Origin of the sequence: Micromonospora gifhornensis, assembly GCF_016863515.1 — a bacterium.
Lineage (GTDB): Bacteria > Actinomycetota > Actinomycetes > Mycobacteriales > Micromonosporaceae > Micromonospora > Micromonospora gifhornensis.
In genome coordinates this window covers 156167-179135 of sequence record NZ_BOPA01000016.1, presented here as the reverse complement: position 1 = coordinate 179135, position 22969 = coordinate 156167, and the positions used below count along the sequence as shown (strand labels likewise).

The following is a 22969-nucleotide window of genomic DNA, read 5'->3' as shown; positions in this document are numbered from 1 at the left end:
AGGACGCTCTACGCATGGTGACCACCGTCACCTCGACACCAGACATCCCACCCGACGCTGCTAGAAGGCGGGACCCGCACCCGGGCCCGATATAGTGGCAGCGCATTCCGCCGGTTCGCGATCTTCGACAGCGGACGGCAGGGCCAGGGACGATCCCGGATCGGGATCACAGGGGGAGTCGGCGTCAGCCGACGGGACAGCGCGTACGACCGCCGGCGGACCAGGGGCCCGCAGCGGACCGGCGTGCCGCGAAGGAGGTTCGGTGTCGCGTCGGCCCGCTCGAACGGAGCCACCCCAGGGCGCCGACGCCGGTGGAGAGCACCGCGTACTGACCGTGCCGAACGTGATCAGCTTCGTGCGGCTGGCCGGTGTCCCGTTGTTCCTCTACCTGTTTCTCGTCGCCCGCGCGGACGTGGCCGCGGTCGTGGTGCTGGCCGTCGGCGGCACCAGCGACTGGGTCGACGGTTGGATCGCCCGTCGCCTGCGCCAGGTCAGCCGCCTCGGTGAGCTGCTCGACCCGCTCGCCGACCGGCTGTACATCCTCGCCGTCCTGATCGCCTTCACCGCCCGGGACGTGGTGCCCTGGCAGTTCACCGCGGCCCTGCTGGCCCGGGAGGCGCTGCTGCTGGTGTCGCTGGCGGTGCTGCGCCGGCACGGCTACGGTCCGCCGCCGGTGCACTACGTCGGTAAGACCGCCACGTTCCTGCTGCTCGCGGCCTTTCCGCTGCTGCTGCTGGCCGCGACGGTGTCGGCCACCACGGCGGTCGCGCACCCGATGGGCTGGGCCCTGGCCTGGTGGGGTCTGGTGCTCTACTGGGTGGCCGGCGCGTTCTACGTGATCCAGGCCCGCCAGCTGGTGCGGGCGGTACGGGGACGGGGGGAGGCATGAGCGAGCGCGTGGGTGACGACGACGAGCGTCGCGGCGTACGGACCTTCACTCCGGACTTCCTGACCGAGTTGTTCCGTAACCCGTTGGATCCGGGTTACGCCGACGCGGCGCAGGCGCGGGCGCGTCGCGGGCGATCGCCTCGACCCGGCTGGACGGTGAGTCCGGTGAGCCTGGTGTTGATCGTGCTGCTGGGTTTTCTCTGCGCGGTGGCGTACCGGCAGACCACGGCCGAGGAGTCGGGGCGGGCGCAGGCCCGCTCGGGTCTGGTGGCGCAGATCAAGCAGCGGCAGGCCGACACGGACGCGATGTCGGAGCGCGCCGACCAGCTGCGCGATGAGGTGAACCGGCAGCGGGAGGCGCAGCTGAGCGGTTCGCAGGCGTCGCGGCTGCGCAATCTTGCGGCGAGTACCGGTCTGGGTCGGGTGCGTGGTGACGGTGTGGTGGTCCGGTTGGAGGACGGCCCGAGTGGTCAGGATGGCCTCGGTGGGGCCAACGTCGGCCCGTCGCAGGTGCTCTACAGCGACCTTCAGGGGGTGGCCAACGACCTGTGGGGTGCGGGGGCGGAGGCGATCGCGATCAACGGGCAGCGGTTGACGGCGACCTCGACGATCCGCAACGCGGGTCAGGCGATCCTGGTGGACTTCCGGCCGGTGACCGGGCCGTACGAGGTGTCGGCGATCGGTCCGAGGTCGATGCGTGAGCGGTACGAGGCCAGCCGGAGCGCATTGACGATGCGCAAGGTGGCGCAGGACACCGGGTTGTCGTTCGGTGTGCGGCAGGTCGATGACCTCACGTTGCCGGCGGCGCCGGAGCCGCGGCTACGCTACGCGGAGCCTGCGGTGAGTCCGAGTGTGTCGCCGTCGGGTAGCGGGTCCCCCAGTCCCTCCGGAGGTGGTCGATGATCGCGGTGCTGGCTCTGCTGGCCGGTGTGGTGCTCGGTCTGTGGTTGGATCCCACGGTGCCGGCGGCGTTGCAGCCGTACCTGCCGATCGCGGTGGTGGCGGCGCTGGACGCGGTGTTCGGTGGGGTCCGGGCGAAGTTGGACCGCATCTTCGACGACAAGCAGTTCGTGGTGTCGTTCATCTCCAACGTGCTGGTGGCGGCGTTGATCGTGTATCTGGGTGACCAGTTGGGTGTGGGTGGGCAGTTGTCCACCGGTGTGGTGGTCGTGTTGGGTGTGCGTATCTTCGGAAACGTGGCGGCGATCCGCCGGCACCTGTTCCGGGCGTAGGTTTGTGGCGTGACTGACGAGCACACCGAGACGGGTACGGGGTGGCCGCAGCCGGCGGGTCCGGTGCGGCCGGATGGTCCGGCGGGTGAGCCGGATCCGCGGCCGGAGGCACCGGATCCGGACGAGCTGAGTCCGTTGTCGCCGCAGGGGCGCCCGCCGCAGGACGATGCGCCGGCCAAGGGTGGGGACGAGTCGGCGGCGGGGTCGTTCGCGGCGGCGGTGGCGGCGGGTTGGCGGCGGTTCGGTTCCGCGACGGTGATGATCAGCGTGTTGCTGGTGTTGTTGGGGTTCACGCTGGCGGTGCAGTTGAAGACCACGTCGACGGATTCGTCGTTGGCGGCGGCGCGCCAGGAGGACCTGGTGCGGATTCTGTACGACCTGGAGGCGCGGGACGTTCGGCTGCGGCAGGACATCTCGACGTTGGAGGAGAGTCAGCGGCAGTTGCGTTCGGGTGAGCAGGGGCGTCAGGCGGCGTTGCAGGAGGCGACGCGGCGGGCGGACGAGTTGGGGATTCTGGCGGGTACGTTGCCGGCGCGGGGTCCGGGTCTGGCGGTGCGGTTCCAGGCGGGTGCGAAGCCGATTTCGGCGATCCGGGTGTTGGATGCGGTGCAGGAGTTGCGGGGTGCCGGCGCGGAGGCGATGCAGATTTCCGGTGGTGACCGGGCGTCGGTGCGGATCGTGGCGTCGACGTACTTCCTGGACGGGGAGAACGGCTCGTTGATCGTGGATGGGCGTCCGTTGTCGGGTCCGTTCACGATCACGGTGATCGGTGATCCGGCGACGATGCGTACGGGGTTGAACATTCCCGGTGGGGTGGTGGCGTCGGTGGCGCAGGACGGCGGTAACGTGATCGTTGAGGATCGTGAGGTTGCCGAGGTTTCGGCGCTGCACGTGCCCAGAACACTGGAACACGCCCGTCCGGTCGGTTAGGCCTGGTGGGCCGGCATCGGTGAGGTCCGGTGTCGCGATGGATGAGGACGCTGGTGATTCCTGAGGATCTGCGTTACACCGCTGAGCATGAGTGGGTGGCGGCCGCTGACGGCGGGGCCGTGCGGGTCGGCATCACTCATTTCGCGCAGGATGCTCTCGGCGACATCGTGTACGTGCAGTTGCCGGAGGCCGGTGCGGTGGTGGCGGCCGGTGAGCCGTTGGGTGAGATCGAGTCGACCAAGAGCGTGTCGGAGTTGTACGCCCCGGTGGCGGGTACGGTGTCGGCGCGTAACGAGGTGTTGGCCGACACGCCCGAGGTGATCAACACGGATCCGTACGGGTCGGGTTGGTTGGTGGAGATCGCTGTGGCGGATCCGGCGGCGGTCGACGGGCTGCTCACCGCGGACGCGTATCGCGAGTTGACGGAGAGCTGAGCGTTTTGCTGTGTCGGCGCGTTGGTGTCTGTGCCGCGCGTCCGGTTGCCCTGTTTTTCGGCGCTGGCTAGGCTCGCCCAGTCGACCGAGAACCCATTTGTTGAGCGTCGCGGACAGCCTTTCGGGGCACGGAGAGCCAGCCGCCGGGGGGATGTGCGCCCCGGCGGCCAGACCCGCCGTCACCCGACGCCGACCGAAACAGATCCGTGAGGTGGTCCCATGACTCGCCCAGGCGACGAGTTCCCCCCGCTCGACGTCACGTCGACGCTCAATCTCGGTTCGCTCGAAGAAGCGTTGGAGGGGCCGGACACCGATGTGGTGCCGAGCCGGATGTCCGGTTCGTTGCCGCCGGGGATGGCGCTGCTGGTGGTTCGTCGGGGTCCGAACGCGGGTGCCCGGTTCCTGCTGGATCACGATGTGACGACCAGTGGCCGGCACCCGGACAGTGACATTTTTCTCGACGATGTGACGGTGTCGCGTCGGCATGCGGAGTTCCACCGTGATGGTGGGACGTTCACGGTGCGGGACGTGGGCAGTTTGAACGGCACGTACGTGAACCGGGAGCGGGTCGAGGCGGCGACGTTGACCAACGGTGACGAGGTGCAGATCGGCAAGTTCCGGGTGGTGTTCATCGCCGGTCCGCGCCCTGAGGGCGAGGCCGGCCGGGGGTGAACGAGCCTGCGGCCTCGACGCCGTCCGGGGCGGGTCGCGCCCAGCCGTTGATGAGCATCGGCGAGGTGCTGGCCCAGCTGCGGGTGGATTTTCCCGACGTGACCATTTCGAAGCTGCGGTTCCTTGAGGCCGAGGGCCTGGTGGAGCCGCAGCGCACGGCGGCGGGTTACCGGAAGTACGGCTGGGACGATGTTGCGCGGTTGCGGTTCGTGTTGACCGCGCAGCGGGATCAGTATCTGCCGTTGCGGGTGATTCGTGAGCAGTTGGCGGGGTGGGAAGCCACGGGTGAGGTGCCGGAGCGGTCCCGGCCGGCGTTGGTGGCGGTGGGTCCCGATGGTGAGGTGCCGGGGCGGGGTGCTGGTCCGGAGTCGGCTCAGGTGCGGCTGGGCCGCTCGGAGTTGGTGTCGCGCAGCGGGATCGACGAGTCGACGTTGGGGGAGTTGGAGCGGCTCGGGCTGGTGGTGTCGGATCCGCCGGGTTGGTACGACGGCGATGCGTTGATCATCGCGAAGGCGGTGGCGGGGCTTTCGGCGTACGGGTTCCAGCCGCGGCATCTGCGGGGTTATCGGACGGCGGCTGACCGGGAGGTCGGTTTGTTCGCGCAGTTGGTGGCGCCGTTGGTGCGGCAGAGTGATCCGGCGGCGCGGGCGCGGGCGGCGGAGACGGCGCGGGAGCTGGTGGGCTTGTCGCAGCAGTTGCATGCGGCGCTGGTGCGGGTGGGGTTGCGCTCGACGCTGGGGCGCTGAGGCGGCTGTGTGTGGTCGGATCTGCCCGGCCGTGCGTGGCGTAGGCTTGCGGGGGTAACCCCTCTTCTGGCGCGGTTGTTGGTGCGGGAAGCGCATGGGACGGCCGTGTCGCGGTCCGTGTACCGTGCAGAGAAGGGCGCGGTGCGGCGTAGGTGACAACGACACGGAGGCGGCGGTGCGCGAGCTGAGCGTGGTCGGGGTTCGGGTTGAGTTGCCCAGTAACCAGCCGATCGTCCTGCTCAGGGAGGTCGAGGGGGACCGCTATCTGCCGATCTGGATCGGCGCGGTGGAGGCGACGGCGATCGCTTACGAGCAGCAGGGTGTCAAGCCGGCCCGGCCGTTGACTCACGATCTTCTGCGGGATGTGTTGGCGGCGTTGAAGGCGCCGTTGCGGGCGGTGGAGATCACTGAGCTGAAGGAGAACGTGTTCTTCGCTGATCTGTTGATCGGTGACGGGCTGCGGGTCTCGGCGCGGCCCAGTGATTCGATCGCTTTGGCGTTGCGGGTCGGTGCGCCGATTCGTTGTGCCGAGCAGGTCCTCAGTGAGGCGGGGATCGTGATCCCTGACGAGCAGGAGGACGAGGTGGAGAAGTTCCGGGAGTTCCTGGAGCAGGTGCGTCCGGAGGATTTCGCCGGCTGAGCTGGTGGGCCCGGGTCGCGGGCTGGTTGCTGCTCGCCCCACACTGGCGGTCACTGTCGGTGATGGTGATGCTCGTCGCTGTCGATGCGCGGCGTGTCGCGATGGTTTCTCCGTGGTAACGCTCGACGGTCGCTATAGGGTTGCCCGTGTCGAGGGGTGCGCGTCTCAGAGACGACGTGTCACCGCACTGACGGGGAGGTTGTCCAGATGCACGAGCCGCGGGATTCCGATCCGGTGAGCGGGCTGGACGAGTCGGGTGGGACACCCGGGTCGGCGACTGACAGTGACGGTGCGGTGGGGTACCGGGGTGTGACGGCGTGCCACGCGGTGGGCATCAGTTACCGGCAGTTGGACTACTGGGCGCGTACGGCGTTGGTGGTGCCGAGTGTGCGGGATGCGTCGGGTTCGGGGACGCAGCGGTTGTACTCGTTCCGCGACCTGGTGGTGTTGAAGGTCGTGAAGCGGTTGTTGGACGCCGGGGTGTCGTTGCAGAACATTCGTAAGGCGATCGAGGCGTTGCGTTCGCGTGGTGTGGCGGATCTGGCGGGCATCACGCTGATCTCCGATGGGACGACGGTGTACGAGTGTCGGTCTCCGGAGGAGGTGGTCGACCTGTTGCAGGGCGGCCAGGGGGTGTTCGGCATCGCGATCGGTGGTGCGTTCAAGGAGATCCAGGGGTCGTTGTCGCATCTGCCGGCGGAGCCGGCGGGGGTGGCGGTGGAGCCGGACGAGCCGCAGGAGCCGGCGGTGGGTGACGAGTTGGCGGCGCGTCGGGCGCGGCGTCGGGCGGGCTGACTGCTCGGTCGGTCGGCTGAGTCGCGACCGTCATGTGGTGGTGCCACCCGTGGGTGTGCCGGGTGAGGGTTTCCATTCTTTGGTTTTTTCTCGATCACGTTGAGTGTTGTTCTGGTCGCCGGTGTCGGTCTGGTGTGGTGGGTCGCGGGCCGGCGGGTCGGTTTGTCGGTGCTGGCCAGTGCCGGTGGTCGGGGTGTGGGCCCAGTGGACGGTGACCGCTTTGCGTGTCCGTCCGATGACGACCAGTTTTCGGCGGTCACTCTTCGTGATTCTGTGCTGTCGGTCAGCTGACAGGTTGGTCCTGACGTGGGCGGCGCGGCACGCTATCGTCCGTCACGGTCTGCATGGCGTCGCTGTCGTAGCGTCGCGGCACGGTCGATGTCGGCGGATCGTCGTCGGTGCGCGTCGACGCGCCCACCCCTGCTGGACGGACGGAAGGAATGACCTGTGACGGTTACCGAGGAGCCCACGCCGGTTTCGCATTTCGAGCGCATCGGTGGGGCCGGTTCGGTCAAGGCCGCTGTCGAGTTGTTCTACGACCGGGTGCTGGCCGACCCGGAGTTGGCCGGCTACTTCACCGAGGTGGACATGGCCGGGCAGCGTCGGCACATGGCGCAGATGTTGACCGTGGTGCTGGGTGGCCCGAACGAGTACCGGGGTCGTGATCTGGCCACGGCGCATCAGCCGTTGCAGATTCCGGTGGCGCACTACCAGCAGGTGGGCGGGCATCTGACGGCGGTGTTGACGCAGTTGAACGTGCCGGGTGACGTGATCACCGATGTGCAGGCGGTGTTGGCGCAGGTGCAGGACCAGGTGGTGGCCGGCGGGCGTCAGGCGGACGCCTGAGCGTGGACGTTTCCCGACTCAAGCGCAGCTGGTCGGCGGTTGCCGCGCACGGTGACCAGGTGCCGCTGTACTTCTATTCGACGCTGTTCCTGACCCATCCGCAGACCCGGCAGATGTTCCCGACGAACATGGCGGGTCAGCGGGATCGGCTGGTCGCCGCGCTCGGTCACATCGTGTCGCAGGTGGATCAGGTCGACCGGCTGGCCGGTTACCTGCAGGAGCTGGGTGCCGACCACCGCAAGTTCGCGGTGCGGGCGGAGCACTATCCGGCGGTCGGTCAGGCGCTGCTGGCGACGTTGCGGCATTTTCTCGCCGAGGCGTGGACCGACGAGCTGGCGCAGGACTGGTCGGCGGAGTACGGGCTGGTGGCGAAGGTGATGACGGAGGCCGCGCAGGCCGCCGAGGCGGTGCAGCCACCGTGGTGGGTGGCGGAGGTGGTCGGTCATGAGCGGCGGGGTTTCGACGTGGCGGTGCTGACGGTACGACCGCAGTACCTGTTGCCGTTCACGCCGGGCCAGTCGATCGGGCTGTCGCATCCGGCGTTGCGGTCGTGGCGGTACTACTCGCCGGCGAACGCTCCCCGCACCGACGGCACGCTGGAGTTGCATGTGCGGGCCGTGCCGGGTGGTGCGGTGTCGTCGCGGCTGGTGTACGGGTGCGCGGTGGGCGACCAGGTGCATCTGGCGGCGCCGGTGGGGGACGGGTTGACGTTGTCCTCGGCCGGGTCGGCGAATCTGTTGCTGCTGGCCGCCGGTACCGGCTGGGCGCCGTTGAAGGCGTTGGTGGAGCAGGTGGCGGCCGAGGAGTCGCCGCGCCGCGTGGACCTGTACGTCGGGTTTCGTTCCCCCGGCGAGTGTTACGACGCTGAGGGGCTCGACAAGCTGGCGGCGTCGTATCCGTGGTTGACGGTGACGCAGGTGGCCGGGTTGGACCTGCAGCGGCCGGGTGAGTTCGTCTATCCGGTGGACCGGGCGTTGGCCGATGGTGACTGGCGGTCCCGGCACGTGTACGTGTGTGGTTCCGATGACGTGGTGGCGCGGACGGTGGCGGCGTTGACCCGGGCGGGTTATCACCGGGGGCAGCTGCACCACGAGGATCCGGGTCAGCGGTGGTACGGCCCGGCGTGGCGGTCGGCGGTGTCGACGTCGCACGTCCCTGATGAGCGCGGAGGTGCCCGGTGAGTGAGTCTCGCGGTCGTGTCGGGGTGGCGGTGCCCCTCGGCCGGTACGACGGCACCGATTCCGTCGGTGGGGTGCCGGTGCGGATCACCGCGGACCGGGTCCGGCGGTGGGAGTTCGGTTCGTCGTCGTTCGCGCGGCGCGGCTACGACCAGGCCGACGTGGACCGGTTCCGGATGCAGGTGGCCGACGAGTTGGATCTGCTGGCCACCCAGGTGGCGAACCTGCGCGCCGAGAACGAGCGGTTGGGTGACCACGTGGAGTTGCACCGGCACGGGGTGATTCCGAGCGCGGAGCCGACGGCGTCGTTGCCGGCGACCAAGGAGGTGAATCTGCTGTCGGCGGCGCAGCGGGAGGCCGAGCAGATCATCGCGCAGGCGCACGACTATGCGCGGCGGGTCGCCGAGTACGCCCGTACCCAGTACGAGAGTTACGTGCGGGCGGCGGTGGAGCAGGCCCGCCAGGAGGCGGAGCGGGCGGTGCAGGATTACCGGGCGTCGGCCGGGGCGTCGTTCGACGACGGGGTGGCGGCGCGGGAGGCGTTGCGGATCTACGGCGAGATGATGATCTCGCACATGCGGGCGGCGGCGCGGCACCTCGACGACGGCAGTGCCCAGTTGGCGCGCACGATGGAGCGCATCGGCGCGCCGGCGGTGCCGGCGGGTGCGGTGCCGCGTCACCAGCAGCCCTGACCGTCCTCGCCGGTGCGGCGGCTGGTCGGGGGCCTGCCGGCTGGGGCAGCATGGGTCGGGTGGCAGACGTGATCGAGCCGGTGGCGGGGCTGGTGGCCGGTGGTGAGGTGGTGGTGCTCAGCGGCGCCGGCCTGTCCACCGAGTCGGGCATTCCGGACTATCGGGGGCCGAGTGGGGTGGCCCGCCGGCACACCCCGATGACGTATCAGATGTTCGTGGGTGACGCGCAGGCCCGCCGCCGCTACTGGGCCCGCAGTCACCTGGGGTGGCGGTTGATGGCGCAGGCGGCGCCGAACGACGGTCACCGGGCGGTGGCCCGGCTGCAGCACGGCGGCCTGGTGACCGGGGTGATCACCCAGAACGTCGACGGGCTGCACACCGCGGCGGGCAGCCGTGACGTGGTGGAGTTGCACGGTCGGCTCGACCAGGTGGTCTGCCTGGGCTGTGGGCAGCGCACGTCGCGGCAGGAGTTGGACGGGCGGCTGCGGCTGCTGAACCCGGATTTCACCGGCCGGGCCGCCGCGATCAACCCCGACGGTGACGTGGAACTCGACGACACCGAGGTGGCCGGTTTCCGTACGGTCGACTGCCGCAGCTGCGGTGGGATGCTCAAGCCCGACGTGGTGTTCTTCGGTGAGACGGTGCCGGCCGGGCGGGTGCGGGACTGTTTCGCGATGGTGGCCGCAGCCCGGTTGCTGCTGGTGCTCGGGTCGTCGTTGACGGTGTTGTCGGGGCGTCGGTTCGTCACCGCGGCGGCCCGGCACGGGGTGCCGGTGGTGATCGTCAACCAGGGGGCGACGCGGGGCGACGCCCATGCCCTGCTGCGGGTGGACGCGCCGTTGGGGCAGGTGTTGCCGGCCCTGGCGCAGCGGCTGCTGACCGCCGGTGCGCAGCCGACGGCAGTCGACGCGGTGACGCCGGCCGCCGGCTGAGCGGGGCACCCGACGACACCTGCGAGGCGGGTCGGCCGGGGGTTCGGTGTGGGCCCGCGGGGGCGCTGGTAGCGTTGATCGTGCCGGTAGCACCCACGTGGGAGAGACCGTCCTGGCGTAGCCGGGTCGGCGCCGAAGGGGCAAATCCTCCCCGGAACCTCTCAGGCAAAAGGACCGCGTGGTGTCAGGCACTGTGGAGCGCCTGTGGGTGTGACAGAGGGGGAGGGCCGACCTGTCGACCCCCACCTTCGCGGGAGCGCCACCCATGACCGCAGAGCTGTTCGCCGACCGTCACATCGGTCCCGGCCCGGACGATGAGCGCCGGATGTTGGAAACCGTCGGGTACGCGTCGATCGACGAGTTGATGGACGCGGCGATCCCGGAGGTGATCCGCTGGCACGGCCGGTTGGATCTGCCGGAGCCGGCCGGCGAGCACGAGGCCCTGGCCGAGTTGCGGGCCCTGGCCGCCGAGAACACCGTCGCCGTGTCGATGATCGGGTTGGGTTACCACGGTACGCACACCCCGGCGGTGATCCGCCGTAACGTGCTGGAGAACCCGGCCTGGTACACCGCGTACACGCCGTACCAGCCGGAGATCAGTCAGGGCCGGTTGGAGGCGCTGCTGAACTTCCAGACCATGGTGTCGGATCTGACCGGCCTGGCGACCGCCAACGCGTCGATGCTGGATGAGGGCACGGCGGCGGCGGAGGCGATGACCCTGGCCCGGCGGGCGTCGAAGAGTTCCAGCGCGGTGTACGTGGTCGACGCCGACACGCTGCCGCAGACCCTCGCGGTGATCACCGGCCGGGCGCAGCCGCTCGGCATCGAGGTGCGGGTCGTCGACGTGGACCGTGACGAGTTGCCGGCGGAGTTCTTCGGTCTGCACCTGCAGTATCCGGGCGCCTCGGGAACCGTACGTGATCATGCCCGGTTGGTGGAGGCCGCGCACGGCGTGGGCGCGTTGGTGACCGTCGCGGCGGACCTGCTGGCGTTGACGCTGCTGCGTCCGCCGGGGGAGATCGGTGTCGACATCGCCGCGGGCACCACCCAACGCTTCGGGGTGCCGATGGGCTTCGGTGGCCCGCACGCCGGATATCTGGCGGTCCGGCGGGGGCTGGAGCGGATGCTGCCGGGCCGGCTGGTCGGGGTGTCGCGGGACACGGCCGGGCAGTCGGCGTACCGGTTGGCGTTGCAGACCCGCGAACAGCACATCCGGCGGGAGAAGGCGACAAGCAACATCTGCACCGCGCAGGTGTTGCTGGCGGTGATGGCCAGCATGTACGCCGTCTACCACGGCCCGGACGGGCTGCGGCGCATCGCGACGCGTACCCATGAGATGGCGGCCCGGCTCGCGGCCGGCCTGCGCGCCGGTGGCGTCGACGTGGCCGACGTGCCGTTCTTCGACACCGTCACCGCGACCGTGCCGGGGCGCGCCGCCGAGGTGGTGGCCGCCGCGGCGGCCCGCAACGTCAACCTGCGGCTGGTCGACGCCGACCGGGTGGGGATCTCCTGCGACGAGACCACCACGGCGGCGCACCTGGCGGCGGTGTGGGCGGCTTTCGGCGTCGACGGCGTCGACGGTGACGTGGACGCGGCCCTGCCGGGCGCGTTGGCCCGTACGTCGGAGTTCCTGACCCACCCGGTGTTCCGCAGCCACCACTCGGAGACGGCGATGCTGCGGTACCTGCGTCGCCTCGCCGACCTGGACTACGCCCTGGACCGGGGCATGATCCCGTTGGGTTCGTGCACCATGAAACTCAACGCGACCACCGAGATGGAGCCGATCAGCTGGGCGCAGTTCGCGCACCTGCATCCGTTCGCGCCGGCCGACCAGACCACCGGCTACCGCAAGATGATCACCCAGTTGGAGGGGTGGCTGGCGGAGGTGACCGGCTACGACGCGGTAAGTGTGCAGCCCAACGCCGGCTCACAGGGGGAGTTGGCGGGTCTGCTGGCGATCCGCGCCTACCACCGCTCCCGCGGTGAGGGGCACCGCACCGTGTGTCTGATCCCGTCGTCGGCGCACGGCACCAACGCCGCCAGCGCGGTGATGGCCGGCATGCGGGTGGTGGTGGTCGGCTGCGACGCCGACGGCAACGTCGACCTGGTCGACCTGGACGCGAAGATCGAGGCGCACGCCGACACCCTGGCGGCGATCATGGTGACGTATCCGTCGACGCACGGGGTGTACGAGACGGGCATCGCGTCGCTGTGCGCGAAGGTCCACGACGCCGGCGGTCAGGTGTACGTCGACGGGGCGAACCTCAACGCGCTTGTCGGCTTCGCCAAGCCGGGCCGGTTCGGGGCGGACGTGTCGCACCTGAACCTGCACAAGACGTTCTGCATTCCGCACGGCGGCGGTGGGCCGGGGGTCGGTCCGGTGGCGGTACGCGCGCATCTGGCGCCGTTCCTGCCCGGTGACCCGGTCGGCGAGCAGGTCGATGGCCGGCCCGCGATCTCGGCCGCCCGGTACGGGTCGGCGGGCATCCTGCCGATCCCGTGGGTGTACCTGCGGATGATGGGCGCGCACGGGCTGGCCCGGGCCACCGGGGTGGCGGTGCTGGCGGCCAACTACGTGGCGGCGCGGCTGCGCGGGCACTTCCCGGTGCTGTACGCCGGCAACAAGGGGCTGGTGGCCCACGAGTGCATCCTGGATCTGCGGCCGGTGACGAAGGCGACCGGGGTCAGTGTCGACGACGTGGCCAAGCGGCTCATCGACTACGGGTTCCACGCGCCGACCATGTCGTTCCCGGTGGCCGGGACGTTGATGGTGGAGCCGACGGAGAGCGAGGATCTGGCCGAACTGGACCGGTTCTGCGACGCGATGATCGCCATCCGGGCGGAGATCGACGCGGTGGCGGCGGGGCAGTGGCCGGCCGACGACAATCCGCTGGTCAACGCGCCGCACACCGCGGCGATGGTCTCCGGCGACCAGTGGCCGCACGCGTACCCGCGGTCAGTGGGCGGCTATCCGGCCGGGGTGGACCGGGTGGCGAAGTACTGGCCGCCGGTGCGGCGGGTCGACGGCGGCTACGGCGACCGGAATCTGGTGTGTTCGTGCCCGGCACCGCAGGCGTACGAGGACTGAGCGGCAGGGTGTGCACCGGGGCCGCCCCGGTGGTACGCCGACCTGCGGTGACCAGCGCCGTAGTGGGGGGCTAGCCTGAGGCGACGCGGGAAAGGTCGTGACGGATCGTGGTCGGGTCAGGCGGCGAGGGCGTGGCGGGCTGGTCCGCGGTGGGGTGCGATGCTGCTGCCGTCGGGAAGCAACTCGCCGGTGTCCTCGAAAACGATGACGCCGTTGCAGAGCAGGCTCCAGCCCTGCTCAGGAAAACCGGCGATGGCCTTGGCGGCTTCCCGGTCGGTGGCGTCGGCGGAGGGGCAGGTGGGTTGGTGCTGGCACATCGGGTTCTCCGGACTGTGGGGGCACTGTGTCATGGTTCACATGACCAGTGACGCACAGTACCAAGCGGAAGCGCGCGGCATCGAGCAGATGTCCGCGCGGCACGTGGGAAATCCACTGAACGGATGAGCATCCATCGGTCAGACGTCATGGAAGCGCTCCCACGAATGGTGGTCGCGCCACCCGCCGCCCCCACCGCCTGCCACGGCCGCCTCATCGAACGCGCCCGCTGGCAGTGGCGACCCACCGACGGCGGTGACCCCGCCACCGCAATCCAGGACTTCCTCACCGCCCACGACCTGCACCTGCACGACCTCGCCCGCCCCGCACCCCGCCACGACCACCACCACGAGCAGCTCTGCGGCGCCGCCCTCTACGTCTCCGCCACCGCCGGCGCCCTGATGGTCGGCGGCGACCCCGGCCCACCCAGCCCCGCCGACCTGCCCGACGTCGCCGTCGTCATCTACGGCCACACCGACACCCCACCACCAACCCCGCCACCGACCACCAGCGGCTGGTCGCGGGGACCCTGGACCGAAAGCTGGAGCCCACAGCAACACGCCGCCGCCGTCGAAGCCGTCCGCCACGCCATCAGCCGCGGCCAGGTCTACCAGGTCAACCTCGTCGGCCACGCCGCCGCCCCGTACACCGGCGACCCGCTGCCCGCCCTGGCCCGCCTCGGCCGACTCCCCGGCGCCCGCTACGGCGGCGTCCTGTCCGGCCCCGACTGGGCCATCGGCTGCGCCAGCCCGGAAACCCTCATCGAGGTCCGCGACGGCACCCTCACCACCCGCCCCATCAAAGGCACCCGCCCCGCCACCGCCGCCGGCCGCGCCGACCTGCTCGCCTCCAGCAAGGAACGCGCCGAACACATCATGATCGTCGACCTGGAACGCAACGACCTGGCCCGCATCGCCGCCACCGGCAGCGTCGGCGTCGACGACCTGTTCGCCGTACGCCGATGGTGTGACCTGTGGCAGGCCGAATCCACCATCCGCGCCCAGGCCGCCGACGGCCTCGGCCTGGCCGACCTGCTCCGCGCCGTCTGCCCCGGCGGCTCCGTCACCGGCGCCCCGAAACTCGCCGCCCTGCACCACATCGCCGCCCTGGAACCCGTCGGCCGCGGCGCCAGCATGGGTGGCCTCGGCTGGGTCGCCCCCGGCCACATCGACCTCGGCCTGACCATCCGCACCGCCGCCGTCGACCACCACACCGTGCACGTGTGGGCCGGCGGCGGCATCACCTGGGACAGCGACCCCGACGCCGAAGTCGCCGAAGCAGCAGCCAAAACCCGCCCCGTACGCGCCGCCCTGCAATGATCCGCAACCAGACACACCTGGCACACCGACCACCGACTAGCCTTTCCGACATGACCATGCGGGACATCCGAATCATCGGCGACCCGGTGCTACGCACCCCCAGCGAACCGATCACCAGCTTCGACGCCGAACTACGCGCCCTGGTCACCGACCTGATGGACACCCTGCTCGGCAGACCCGGCCGCGCCGGCGTCGCCGCCCCGCAGATCGGCGTCAACGCCCAGGTCTTCGTCTACGACGCCGACGGCCACCGCGGCCACATGATCAACCCCACCCTCGACCTGTCCGACGAACTACAGGACGACGACGAAGGCTGCCTGTCCATCCCCGGCCTCTACTTCCCGACCCCCCGCGCCCTGCACGCCACCGCCCACGGCTTCGACCAACACGGCGAACCCCTCACCATCGCCGGCAGCGGCTTCCTCGCCCGCGCCCTGCAACACGAAACCGACCACCTGCACGGCCGCCTCTACGTCGACACCCTGCGCGGCGACGTCCGCCGCCGCGCACTACGGGAGATCCGCGCCGGACGCTACGACTCACCCCGCCGCTGACGCCACCCACCGCTCCCGGGTGATCTCGTACTCCACCTCACCCTGCTCCGCACCCGGCAACGGATCCGACCACGACTGGTGGAACGTGCGCACATACCGCATCCCCACCGCCGCCATCGTCGCCCGTGACGCCACATTCACCGCCATCGTCTCGGCGAAGATCCGCCCCAACCCCAGATCCACGAAACCGTGCCGGATCAACTCCCGGGCCCCCTCGCTGGCCAACCCCCGCCGCCACCACCGGCGCGCCAACCGGTACCCCAACTCCGCCTGCCCGGCCACCGGCCCCTGATCGGCACGCTGCGGCGGCTCCAACAGCCACCAGCCGACGAACTCACCCTCCACCAGACCCGCCCAGAACCCCAACCCCGGCGCCTGCCCGGCCACCGCCAACCGCCGCCGATGCACCTCACGCACCTGCTCGGCCGACCGCACCGGCCCCAGAAACCGCATCACCTGCGCATCGGCGTCCAGCTCGATCTCACCGGGCAGATGCTCATCCGCCAACGGCACCAACACCAACCGGGCCGTACGCAACGTCGCCTGAGTCATCCGCGCATTCTGCCCACCGCACACCCACCCAAGCGACCCGAAAACCCGCCTCAGCAGCCGACCGCGGCCAGATCGAACTCCCCGTACTGCGCCACCCGACGGAAACCCAGCCGCTCGTACAACCGCACCGCGACACCGTTGTCGGCCTTCACGTTCAACGTCACCTGCTCCACCTCGGCCCGCAGCAACCCACACAACCGGGCCACCACCGCCGAGGCCAACCCACGACCACGCCACACCGGATGAGTGGTCACATTGCCCAACGCCGCCACCCCGAACCCGGGGGAGTACACATGCACCCCCGCCACCGCCACCAACACACCACCGGCCCACACACCCACATACCGGCCCGTGTCCACCATCCGGGCATCGAACCAGTTCCCCGGATACGCCACCGCGTACAACTCCCGCAACGCCGGCACATGCTCACGGCCCAGCACCTCACCGGCCGCCGCCACACCCGCCAACCGATCCGGCCGCGTCAACGCCATCTTCAGATGCGCACCCGCCGACACCACCCGAAACGCCCCCGCCAACCCCACCTCCACACCGGGGGACAGGTGCGCCCACAACCGCGCCGGCAACACCGGCGCCAACTCACCCAGCAACGCCGCCGACTCCGCGACCCCCTCCGGCCGCGTCAACGCCAGCAACGTCGGCGGCCGCATCCCGTGATACAGCAACGCCACCGACTCACCCCGCCGATACCACGACGTGTACGGCCAGAAGAACTCGTCCAGATCACCCAGCTCGTAGGCGTGCAGTTGAGGATCCCGACCCAACAGCCCCGCCAACACCGACCGATCATGTTCCGCACGCACCGGCATCAACCGATGATCACACGACAGCCGCAGCCCACCCTCAACCGGCCAGCCACTGGTCGTAACCCAGCTTCGCCACCAACGCCAGCACCACCACCAGCAACACCACCCGCACGAACCCGGCACCCCGCCGCAACGCCATCCGCGCCCCGACCATCGCCCCCACGATGTTGCACACCGCCATCGCCGCGCCGAGCAACCACCACACGTTCCCCGTCACCGCGAACACCGCCAACGCCCCCGCGTTCGTACCCGCGTTCACCACCTTCGCCATCGCCGAACCGTGCAGGAAATCCGCACCCACCAACGCCGTGAACGCCAACACCAGAAACGTGCCCGTACCCGGCCCGATCAACCCGTCATAGGCGGCGATACCCACCCCCGCCACCAACACCGCCACCACGACCCGAGACCGCGTACGCCGATGCGGCGCCGCCGCCACCCCCAACCGCGGCCGCAACAACACGAACAACGCCACCACCAGCAACACCACAAGCACCACCGGCCGGTACGCCGACGGCGGCACCGCACCCGCCAACGCCGCACCCACCCCGGCACACACCACCGCCACCGCCGCCGCCGGCCCCGCCACCGCCCAATCGATCTTCGTACGGCGGGCGAACGTCAACGCCGCCGTCGTCGTACCCGCGATCGCCGCCAACTTGTTCGTCCCCAACGCGGTGGCCGGCGGCATACCCGGCGCCGCCACCAGCAACGCCGGCAACAACAACAAACCCCCACCACCGACCACCGCATCAACCCACCCGGCCATCGCGGCAGCCGTCAACAGGATCGCGACGGTCGAAGGATCAAGCTCCACGCGCCGCATTCTGCCCACCACGACCCCGCTGACGTGGGCATCTGTGGTCAGCCTCACCGGCCCCGCAACCGCCGCACCCAGATCCCCACCCCACCCACGGCCAGGAAAAGCAGCATCGAACAGAACAGACCCCGCATCATCCACGAAACTGTGCCACCCACCGTCGCTAAGGTGGCAGCGTGCGCCTGGCCACGTTCAACCTGCTGCACGGACGATCACTGACCGACGGACTGGTCGACCCCCACCGCCTCGCCGCCGCCGTCACCGCCCTCGACGCCGACGTACTCGCCCTGCAGGAAGTCGACCGCGACCAGTCCCGCAGCGGCAACCTGGACCTCACCGCCATCGCCGCCCAAGCCCTGCACGCCGACGAACACCGCTTCGCCGCCGCCGTCGTCGGCACCCCCGGCATAGCCTTCCGCCCCCTCACCCACGACGACGACGGCCACGGCGAACCCTGCTACGGCGTCGGCCTGATCTCCCGCCACCCCGTCACCACCTGGCAGGTCACCCGCCTGAAACCCGCACCCGTACGCTCCCCGGTCTACGCACCCGGACCCGGCGGCGGCGGACTCATCCTGCTCCGCGACGAACCCCGCGTCGTCCTCGCCGCCGTCCTGGACACCCCCCACGGACCGCTCACCGTCGCCGCCACCCACCTGTCCTTCGTCCCCGGCTGGAACGTCCTCCAACTCCGCCAGGTCATCCGTGCCCTGCGCACCCTGCCCGCACCACGGATCCTGCTCGGCGACCTCAACCTGCCCGCCTGGGCCACCCGCCTGGCCACCGGCTGGCACCTGCTCGGCCGCCGACCCACCTACCCGGCCGGAGCACCCCGCGTCCAACTCGACCACGCCCTGGCCGACCGGCGCGGCTTCACCCACCTGCCCCCGGTCACCGCCGTACACACACCCCTGTCGACCATCTCCGACCACCGGCCCCTGCTGGTCGATCTCGGCTGACCACACCGGTCTTGACTGCACCCACCGCGTCATCGACAGTTGGCAATCCGACAAGGATTCGACCGACTCGACAGCGGGGTGAGGACGCATGGAACTGGCCCAGGTCGTACACACGGCCGTGGCAGCCGCAGCGGACCGGATCGCCGCCACCGGCACCGGCCACCACACCGACACCACCGCCGACCACCTCTACCGCAGCATCGCCAGCAGACTCCACACCACCGTCATCGGCACCCACCTGCTGCGGGAACTGGAAAACCAGCCGACGGACCCCACCGCCCGCCGAGACACCACCCGCGCCGTCACCGTCGAAGCGGAAGCCGACCCGCAGTTCGCCGCCGAACTCCACCACCTCGTCGACCAACTCACCCGCGATCTGCCACCCGCCTACCGCCCCCACCACGAACCACCACCACACCGCCAGCCCAACGCCGTCGTCATCCTCCTGATCGCCGCCGTCGCCGCCGTCCTGCTGACAATCAACGGCATCATCCTGGTCAACCTGGTCCTGCCCCACGCCGGCCTCACCGAAAGCGCCCGACTCAACAAACTCGCCGGCACCTGGACCAGCGGCGAACCACCCCACGACGACCGCATCACCATCCGCCGTAACGGCACCTTCGCCATCACCGACCCCAACTGGTCCTGCCCCGGCCGAGTCACCTCACCGGCCCGCTCCCGCTACGTCCTGGAAATGGACTGCGGGATCTTCCGCACCTCCTTCGACGGCAAGCTCAACCTGCTCGGCGACAAACTCACCCTCACCGCACCCGGATCACCCGAGACCACCGTCCTCACCCGCGAATAGGCCCCCGCTCAACCCACCGCCGCACGCAGCAAGCCGACAAGCGCCCGGTTCGTGCGGTTGGCGCGCACCGCCTCCCGCTGAGCACCCGCTGTCACCTCGATGTACGTCTGCGACGACGCCAACGACGCGTGCCCCAACAACCGCATGATCTCCGCCGCCCCCGCGCCGTCCTCCGCCAACCGTGTCGCGAAGGTGTGCCGCAACGCGTGCAGCCGCGCGCCCCGCGGCACCCGATCACCGATCCCGGCCCGCCGGTAACAGGACTCCACCAGATACTGCAACCCACCCCGGCGCAGCGGCTCACCCTGCCGATCCACCAGCAACGGCGAGTCCGGTCGCACCGTACGCGTACCGAAGCGACGCACCCGACTGTCCAGGTAGGCCGACAACACCTCGTCCAGGCCCGGCTCCACCGGCAACACCCGAGGCCGCCCACCCTTGCCGGCCACCTCCACCCGACGCTCACCGGGCCGCCCCGACAGCGAACCGACCCGCAGCGCCAACAACTCCGACAACCGCAACCCCGCACACAGCGCCAACGCCAACACCGCCACATCCCGCTCCGGCCACGGATCACGCTGCCGCCCCTCACCCCGCGCCGCCGAGGCCAGCAACTGCTCCGGAGTGTCCTCACCACGCAGCGGCTTGGGCTGGGGGAGCGGCATGCGCGGGCGACCCACCGCCGGCATCGGATTGCCCGGCACCACCTGCTCGGCCACCAGGAACGTGAAGAAGCTGTTCCAGGTCGACCAGGCGCGACCGACCGAGGCGGCGGCCCGGTCGGCGGCGAAGCCGGCGAACGCCGTCCGCAGCAGGCCGGGGGAGAGCGCATCGATCCGAAGATCGGCAAGGGGGAGGGGAGGGGTGGTCAATTCCGCGGCGAGCGTCGCGACCCCGATCAGATCCCGCCGGTACGCCGCCTGGGTGTGCGGTGAGGGCTTACGGGTGGCCCGCGCGGTCAGGAACCCTTCGATCAACTCGATGACCAGAACACCCGATTTGTCGTGCATAAGGCATATTATGCATGTTTTTCGGGTTGTCGGCCAGTCCAGGGGAGCGCGCTTGACGATCACGCATGACCGGCGGTTCCTGGCGGGTTCCTGCTGTTCCGGCCGCACATCGAGGACGCCGGCCGGGTCGGGCGGGCCTGGGTGGGCGGGGAAGAGCTGACAGCGTTCCTTGGCGCGGGGTGGTGGCGCCGCATCGCCGTCGGGGCTTACCGCCGGGTGATCGACCGGATCAACCTGCGGGTCGGCCGGGCGGGCCACTGGATTTCGGTCGGTACGGCGCGGCACCGGGTTCATGGCAGCGTCCTGCGGCCTGCATGGAGCCGTCCGCACCCGTCGTGGCCGCCCGTAGCCAGATGGTCGCCCGCCGGGTGAAGCTGTTGGTGCCCCGGACGAGGTGAGGTCGGTCAAAGGCATCGTGAGCGGGGTGCAGTCCGGCTGGGCCGGCAACGCCGCCGCTCGCCCGCGGAGGATCCCTCCTCCCGCTCAACTTTACATAATGTCAATTATCGAATCTCGGTCTGGAGTTCCGGTGGGGCTCGTCTGCGCGCAGGATCTGCGATGAAGGGCTCGCTGTCACCTCGACGCCTGCGATTGCTGAGCCACGTCCCACACAGGCACAGGCACAGGCACGGCAGTCGTACATGCCTGCCGGCACGCGCCGTGGCGGCCGGCGTACGCGAATCAACCCCTGTGGGTCCGGCCCCTTCCCCGGAGCCACAGGGGTTGTTCAGGTGCTAATCGGTGATTCGGGTGTTCCGGGAGGTGCCGGGTAGGCCGCCGCTGTTGGTTTCGAAGGCCGGCACGGGCGTGCTGATGAAAGGGGTCCCGTCGGCGGTGCTGGCGGTGACGGTCGCGGGCATGCTCGGCGGGATGGTGGTGCTGCCGAAGCCGGAGGGGTCCAGGGCGACCGGGGTCCGAGTGCCGTCCCCGGCGGTGATGGCTGCGGTGACTGCTCCCGGCGGTGCCACCAGGTTGACGCGGTCCGTCCGGGTGTCCCCACCCTCGGCGCGCATCCGCCATGCGATGGGGCGTTGCTCGGCGCCGTCTGCGGGCAGCAGCAGCCGTAGGTCGGTTCGCCAACTGGTGAGGTCGCCGTGCATGGCGTAGGCGATGACTCCGCCGTCGGTGGGTTGGATGGTGAACAGTGTGGCGGGTTTGTCGTTGACGGTGCCGCACCAACGCACGCGGATCGTGACGCCCTGGGCCGACAGTCGACTGTCTCGCAACGCGTGATCGATGAACCGTGTGAGGACGTCTCGGTCTATGACCGCTCCTCGGGTGTCGCGGACGGCGGCAGTGAGCATCTCGTCGGTCGGCTCCTGGCGGTCGGTGTCCGACCCGCTCCACCCGCCGTACACGGGACCTTCGTAGATGAGGGTGTCGCCGTTGGTGACCCGGGCGGTGAGTGCGGGCCCGCCGATCAGATCGGTGGGTGGCAGCGAGGTGACACCGATGCCCGTACCGACAGATGAGGAGAGCTGGTGGCTTTCGACGACGCCCGTTGAGGAATAGCCGGAGAACCCGTTGATCGTCACGGAGGAACCCGCGGGGCCGATGACCACTGCGGCGCCCCCGTTCGTCGGGTCGCTTTCCATCCAGATCGCCACTGGAGTGTCGGCGGGTTCGTTGCCGCCCTGTTGCATCTGTTCCGGTTCGGCTCCGGGTGGGCCGCTGAACCAGACAAGCGTCGCGTCGGTGAACAGGCCCATGCGCAGCGGGACGAAGAGCAGCGCGATTCGGCGACCGGGTATGTCGTCGGCGTACACGATCCGGATGTTGTTGCGGTCGGTGACCCTCCACCATTCCCCCGGATTCTGCAGGTCGGCAACCTGTCTGAGCAGGCCGTCCGTCCAGGCGCGGTCGGCGGCAAGGGCGCCGCGTGCGGGGCCGTCCGCGAGCGGTGACGGCGACGAGGCGACGGCGATGCCGGGCACCCAGCCCGGGAGGGGAATCAGGTTGGTCTGAATGGCGACGGCGGCGGCCAGGAAAGCGGCGATCGCACCGGTACGGATCCGTCGTGCGCGGCGGTGCCCTGCCTCGGTTCGGGTGAATCGTGGCCAGGGATCCGCCGTCACCGCGATGGTGTCAGCCTCGGTGCGGAGGGCTTCCCGGAGTCTGGTTTCCACGTTCTCGGTCATGCGGGATCCTCCTGGAGGCTGGTCTCGGTGATGGTGGACGGCGGCTCCAGGTCGGCGCGTAGCCGGGCCAGTCCTCGTGATGCCTGGCTCTTGACCGTTCCGGTTGAACAGTCGAGCAGTCGGGCGACGTCGGCCTCGCTCAGGTCCTCGAAGTACCGCAGGACGAGCACGGCGCGCATTCGTGGCGGGAGGCGGCGCAGCGCCGCCAGCAACTGATGCCGGCTCTCCGCGTGCTGATAGGCGTCGGGGGTGGCGATGGTGTCGGCGTCGAGGAGTGGGACCTCGATTGTTCGGCGTCGGCGTCGCCACGACACCGCGGTGTTGATCATCGTGCGGCGGACGTATGCGCCGGGGGCGTCCTTGCGGAGAATCCGACTCCACCGCCGGTGGGTTTTCTCCAGCGCTGACTGGACCAGGTCTTCGGCGGCGCCCCGGTCGCCGGTGAGCAGATATGCCGTTCGGGTCAACGGCCCCCACTGCTGCGACACGAACTCGCGGAATCGTTCCTCGTCGTCATCCGGCATGACGTGCCCATATCGTCCACCGTTCTGCTGTTCGCATGGAAGGTAGACGCTTCCTGGCGGGGGCAGGTTGAGC

Annotated in this window: 25 protein-coding genes and 1 riboswitch; of the genes, 18 read left to right on the top strand and 7 right to left on the bottom strand. The window is 70.0% G+C overall.

What is annotated here, in order from left to right; translation table 11 throughout:
* The first annotated feature begins 262 nt into the window (after nt 1–262).
* From clsA to gcvP, 14 genes are all read left to right on the top strand, one after another.
* A complete protein-coding gene (gene clsA, locus Vgi01_RS11325) occupies nt 263–889 on the top strand; it encodes a cardiolipin synthase ClsA (RefSeq protein WP_102656045.1) in 627 nt (208 codons plus the stop codon).
* Nucleotides 886–1791, top strand: a complete 906-nt coding sequence (locus Vgi01_RS11320; protein WP_102656046.1) for a DUF881 domain-containing protein — start codon at nt 886–888, stop codon at nt 1789–1791. Before clsA ends, Vgi01_RS11320 begins: the two co-directional genes overlap by 4 nt.
* Nucleotides 1788–2120, top strand: coding sequence for a small basic family protein (locus Vgi01_RS11315; RefSeq protein ID WP_013733919.1), 333 nt, complete (start codon nt 1788–1790; stop codon nt 2118–2120). The genes Vgi01_RS11320 and Vgi01_RS11315 overlap by 4 nt, the downstream gene beginning before the upstream one ends.
* Nucleotides 2121–2129: 9 nt before the next feature.
* Nucleotides 2130–3050, top strand: coding sequence for a DUF881 domain-containing protein (locus Vgi01_RS11310; RefSeq protein WP_102656047.1), 921 nt, complete (start codon nt 2130–2132; stop codon nt 3048–3050).
* A gap of 53 nt (nt 3051–3103) precedes the next feature.
* Complete coding sequence (gcvH, locus tag Vgi01_RS11305; RefSeq protein WP_102656048.1) at nt 3104–3484, top strand: glycine cleavage system protein GcvH; 381 nt, start codon at nt 3104–3106, stop codon at nt 3482–3484.
* A 219-nt stretch (nt 3485–3703) separates the two neighbouring features.
* Nucleotides 3704–4156 carry an oxoglutarate dehydrogenase inhibitor Odhl gene (gene odhI / locus Vgi01_RS11300; protein ID WP_013733916.1) on the top strand — a complete coding sequence of 151 codons (453 nt, stop codon included), beginning with the start codon at nt 3704–3706 and terminating at the stop codon, nt 4154–4156.
* 50 nt (nt 4157–4206) lie between these two features.
* Nucleotides 4207–4902 carry a transcriptional regulator FtsR gene (gene ftsR / locus Vgi01_RS11295; RefSeq protein ID WP_199180050.1) on the top strand — a complete coding sequence of 232 codons (696 nt, stop codon included), beginning with the start codon at nt 4207–4209 and terminating at the stop codon, nt 4900–4902.
* Nucleotides 4903–5077: 175 nt separating this feature from the next.
* Nucleotides 5078–5542 carry a bifunctional nuclease family protein gene (locus Vgi01_RS11290; RefSeq protein WP_102656050.1) on the top strand — a complete coding sequence of 155 codons (465 nt, stop codon included), beginning with the start codon at nt 5078–5080 and terminating at the stop codon, nt 5540–5542.
* A 207-nt stretch (nt 5543–5749) separates the two neighbouring features.
* Nucleotides 5750–6337 carry a MerR family transcriptional regulator gene (locus tag Vgi01_RS11285; protein WP_102656051.1) on the top strand — a complete coding sequence of 196 codons (588 nt, stop codon included), beginning with the start codon at nt 5750–5752 and terminating at the stop codon, nt 6335–6337.
* A gap of 447 nt (nt 6338–6784) precedes the next feature.
* Complete coding sequence (locus Vgi01_RS11280) at nt 6785–7183, top strand: group I truncated hemoglobin (protein WP_204290966.1); 399 nt, start codon at nt 6785–6787, stop codon at nt 7181–7183.
* A 2-nt stretch (nt 7184–7185) separates the two neighbouring features.
* Nucleotides 7186–8364 (top strand): globin domain-containing protein, encoded by a 1179-nt coding sequence (locus Vgi01_RS11275; protein ID WP_204290965.1) that lies wholly within the window; start codon nt 7186–7188, stop codon nt 8362–8364.
* Complete coding sequence (locus Vgi01_RS11270; protein WP_239088898.1) at nt 8361–9053, top strand: DivIVA domain-containing protein; 693 nt, start codon at nt 8361–8363, stop codon at nt 9051–9053. Before Vgi01_RS11275 ends, Vgi01_RS11270 begins: the two co-directional genes overlap by 4 nt.
* A gap of 50 nt (nt 9054–9103) precedes the next feature.
* The gene (locus tag Vgi01_RS11265) at nt 9104–9985 is read left to right on the top strand and encodes an NAD-dependent protein deacetylase (protein ID WP_204290964.1); all 882 of its coding nucleotides are present in this window, start codon (nt 9104–9106) and stop codon (nt 9983–9985) included.
* 88 nt (nt 9986–10073) lie between these two features.
* Nucleotides 10074–10172: riboswitch (glycine riboswitch) on the top strand.
* 78 nt (nt 10173–10250) lie between these two features.
* Nucleotides 10251–13073 carry an aminomethyl-transferring glycine dehydrogenase gene (gcvP, locus tag Vgi01_RS11260; RefSeq protein WP_204290963.1) on the top strand — a complete coding sequence of 941 codons (2823 nt, stop codon included), beginning with the start codon at nt 10251–10253 and terminating at the stop codon, nt 13071–13073.
* Nucleotides 13074–13189: 116 nt separating this feature from the next.
* Here gcvP and Vgi01_RS11255 read toward each other — a convergent pair whose 3' ends face one another.
* Entirely contained in the window at nt 13190–13390 is a 201-nt protein-coding gene (locus Vgi01_RS11255; RefSeq protein WP_102656056.1) for a DUF5999 family protein, read from the bottom strand.
* Nucleotides 13391–13555: 165 nt separating this feature from the next.
* Between Vgi01_RS11255 and Vgi01_RS11250 the strand changes: the two genes are divergently transcribed.
* Entirely contained in the window at nt 13556–14707 is a 1152-nt protein-coding gene (locus tag Vgi01_RS11250) for a chorismate-binding protein (RefSeq protein WP_373306928.1), read from the top strand.
* Nucleotides 14708–14757: 50 nt separating this feature from the next.
* Nucleotides 14758–15261, top strand: a complete 504-nt coding sequence (gene def, locus Vgi01_RS11245) for a peptide deformylase (protein WP_204290961.1) — start codon at nt 14758–14760, stop codon at nt 15259–15261.
* On the opposite strand, the gene Vgi01_RS11240 is transcribed toward def, so the two are convergent.
* From Vgi01_RS11240 to Vgi01_RS11230, 3 genes are read right to left on the bottom strand one after another with little or no spacing between them, the layout of a single operon-like run.
* Nucleotides 15247–15813, bottom strand: coding sequence for a GNAT family N-acetyltransferase (locus tag Vgi01_RS11240; RefSeq protein ID WP_102656059.1), 567 nt, complete (start codon nt 15811–15813; stop codon nt 15247–15249). The genes def and Vgi01_RS11240 overlap by 15 nt on opposite strands.
* A 50-nt stretch (nt 15814–15863) precedes the next feature.
* The gene (locus Vgi01_RS11235; protein ID WP_204290960.1) at nt 15864–16640 is read right to left on the bottom strand and encodes a GNAT family N-acetyltransferase; all 777 of its coding nucleotides are present in this window, start codon (nt 16638–16640) and stop codon (nt 15864–15866) included.
* Nucleotides 16641–16674: 34 nt separating this feature from the next.
* Nucleotides 16675–17463, bottom strand: a complete 789-nt coding sequence (locus Vgi01_RS11230) for a TSUP family transporter (RefSeq protein WP_275409904.1) — start codon at nt 17461–17463, stop codon at nt 16675–16677.
* 170 nt (nt 17464–17633) lie between these two features.
* Here Vgi01_RS11230 and Vgi01_RS11225 point away from each other — a divergent pair, with 170 nt between their 5' ends.
* Nucleotides 17634–18416: an endonuclease/exonuclease/phosphatase family protein gene (locus Vgi01_RS11225; RefSeq protein ID WP_204290959.1), complete on the top strand. Its 783-nt coding sequence runs from the start codon at nt 17634–17636 to the stop codon at nt 18414–18416.
* A gap of 88 nt (nt 18417–18504) precedes the next feature.
* On the top strand, nt 18505–19224 hold the full coding sequence (locus tag Vgi01_RS11220; protein ID WP_204290958.1) for a hypothetical protein: 720 nt from the start codon (nt 18505–18507) through the stop codon (nt 19222–19224).
* Nucleotides 19225–19232: 8 nt separating this feature from the next.
* On the opposite strand, the gene Vgi01_RS11215 is transcribed toward Vgi01_RS11220, so the two are convergent.
* The 3 genes from Vgi01_RS11215 to Vgi01_RS11205 all read right to left on the bottom strand — a co-directional run bounded on the left by Vgi01_RS11215 (nt 19233) and on the right by Vgi01_RS11205 (nt 22896).
* Nucleotides 19233–20234: a tyrosine-type recombinase/integrase gene (locus Vgi01_RS11215; protein ID WP_102656064.1), complete on the bottom strand. Its 1002-nt coding sequence runs from the start codon at nt 20232–20234 to the stop codon at nt 19233–19235.
* A 734-nt stretch (nt 20235–20968) separates the two neighbouring features.
* The gene (locus tag Vgi01_RS11210) at nt 20969–22372 is read right to left on the bottom strand and encodes a hypothetical protein (protein ID WP_204290957.1); all 1404 of its coding nucleotides are present in this window, start codon (nt 22370–22372) and stop codon (nt 20969–20971) included.
* On the bottom strand, nt 22369–22896 hold the full coding sequence (locus Vgi01_RS11205) for a SigE family RNA polymerase sigma factor (RefSeq protein ID WP_204290956.1): 528 nt from the start codon (nt 22894–22896) through the stop codon (nt 22369–22371). Before Vgi01_RS11205 ends, Vgi01_RS11210 begins: the two co-directional genes overlap by 4 nt.
* Nucleotides 22897–22969 lie beyond the last annotated feature (73 nt).

What these genes read in the sequence shown, in the direction of transcription:
- Vgi01_RS11320 (WP_102656046.1), top strand. Translation starts at nt 886, where the DNA reads ATGAGCGAGCGCGTGGGTGACGACGACGAGCGTCGCGGCGTACGGACC.
- Vgi01_RS11315 (WP_013733919.1), top strand. Translation starts at nt 1,788, where the DNA reads ATGATCGCGGTGCTGGCTCTGCTGGCCGGTGTGGTGCTCGGTCTGTGG.
- odhI (WP_013733916.1), top strand. Translation starts at nt 3,704, where the DNA reads ATGACTCGCCCAGGCGACGAGTTCCCCCCGCTCGACGTCACGTCGACG.
- ftsR (WP_199180050.1), top strand. Translation starts at nt 4,207, where the DNA reads ATGAGCATCGGCGAGGTGCTGGCCCAGCTGCGGGTGGATTTTCCCGAC.
- Vgi01_RS11285 (WP_102656051.1), top strand. Translation starts at nt 5,750, where the DNA reads ATGCACGAGCCGCGGGATTCCGATCCGGTGAGCGGGCTGGACGAGTCG.
- Vgi01_RS11265 (WP_204290964.1), top strand. Translation starts at nt 9,104, where the DNA reads ATGGGTCGGGTGGCAGACGTGATCGAGCCGGTGGCGGGGCTGGTGGCC.
- gcvP (WP_204290963.1), top strand. Translation starts at nt 10,251, where the DNA reads ATGACCGCAGAGCTGTTCGCCGACCGTCACATCGGTCCCGGCCCGGAC.
- Vgi01_RS11255 (WP_102656056.1), bottom strand. Translation starts at nt 13,390, where the DNA reads ATGTGCCAGCACCAACCCACCTGCCCCTCCGCCGACGCCACCGACCGG.
- Vgi01_RS11250 (WP_373306928.1), top strand. Translation starts at nt 13,556, where the DNA reads ATGGTGGTCGCGCCACCCGCCGCCCCCACCGCCTGCCACGGCCGCCTC.
- def (WP_204290961.1), top strand. Translation starts at nt 14,758, where the DNA reads ATGACCATGCGGGACATCCGAATCATCGGCGACCCGGTGCTACGCACC.
- Vgi01_RS11240 (WP_102656059.1), bottom strand. Translation starts at nt 15,813, where the DNA reads ATGACTCAGGCGACGTTGCGTACGGCCCGGTTGGTGTTGGTGCCGTTG.
- Vgi01_RS11235 (WP_204290960.1), bottom strand. Translation starts at nt 16,640, where the DNA reads ATGCCGGTGCGTGCGGAACATGATCGGTCGGTGTTGGCGGGGCTGTTG.
- Vgi01_RS11230 (WP_275409904.1), bottom strand. Translation starts at nt 17,463, where the DNA reads ATGCGGCGCGTGGAGCTTGATCCTTCGACCGTCGCGATCCTGTTGACG.
- Vgi01_RS11220 (WP_204290958.1), top strand. Translation starts at nt 18,505, where the DNA reads ATGGAACTGGCCCAGGTCGTACACACGGCCGTGGCAGCCGCAGCGGAC.
- Vgi01_RS11215 (WP_102656064.1), bottom strand. Translation starts at nt 20,234, where the DNA reads ATGCACGACAAATCGGGTGTTCTGGTCATCGAGTTGATCGAAGGGTTC.
- Vgi01_RS11210 (WP_204290957.1), bottom strand. Translation starts at nt 22,372, where the DNA reads ATGACCGAGAACGTGGAAACCAGACTCCGGGAAGCCCTCCGCACCGAG.
- Vgi01_RS11205 (WP_204290956.1), bottom strand. Translation starts at nt 22,896, where the DNA reads ATGCCGGATGACGACGAGGAACGATTCCGCGAGTTCGTGTCGCAGCAG.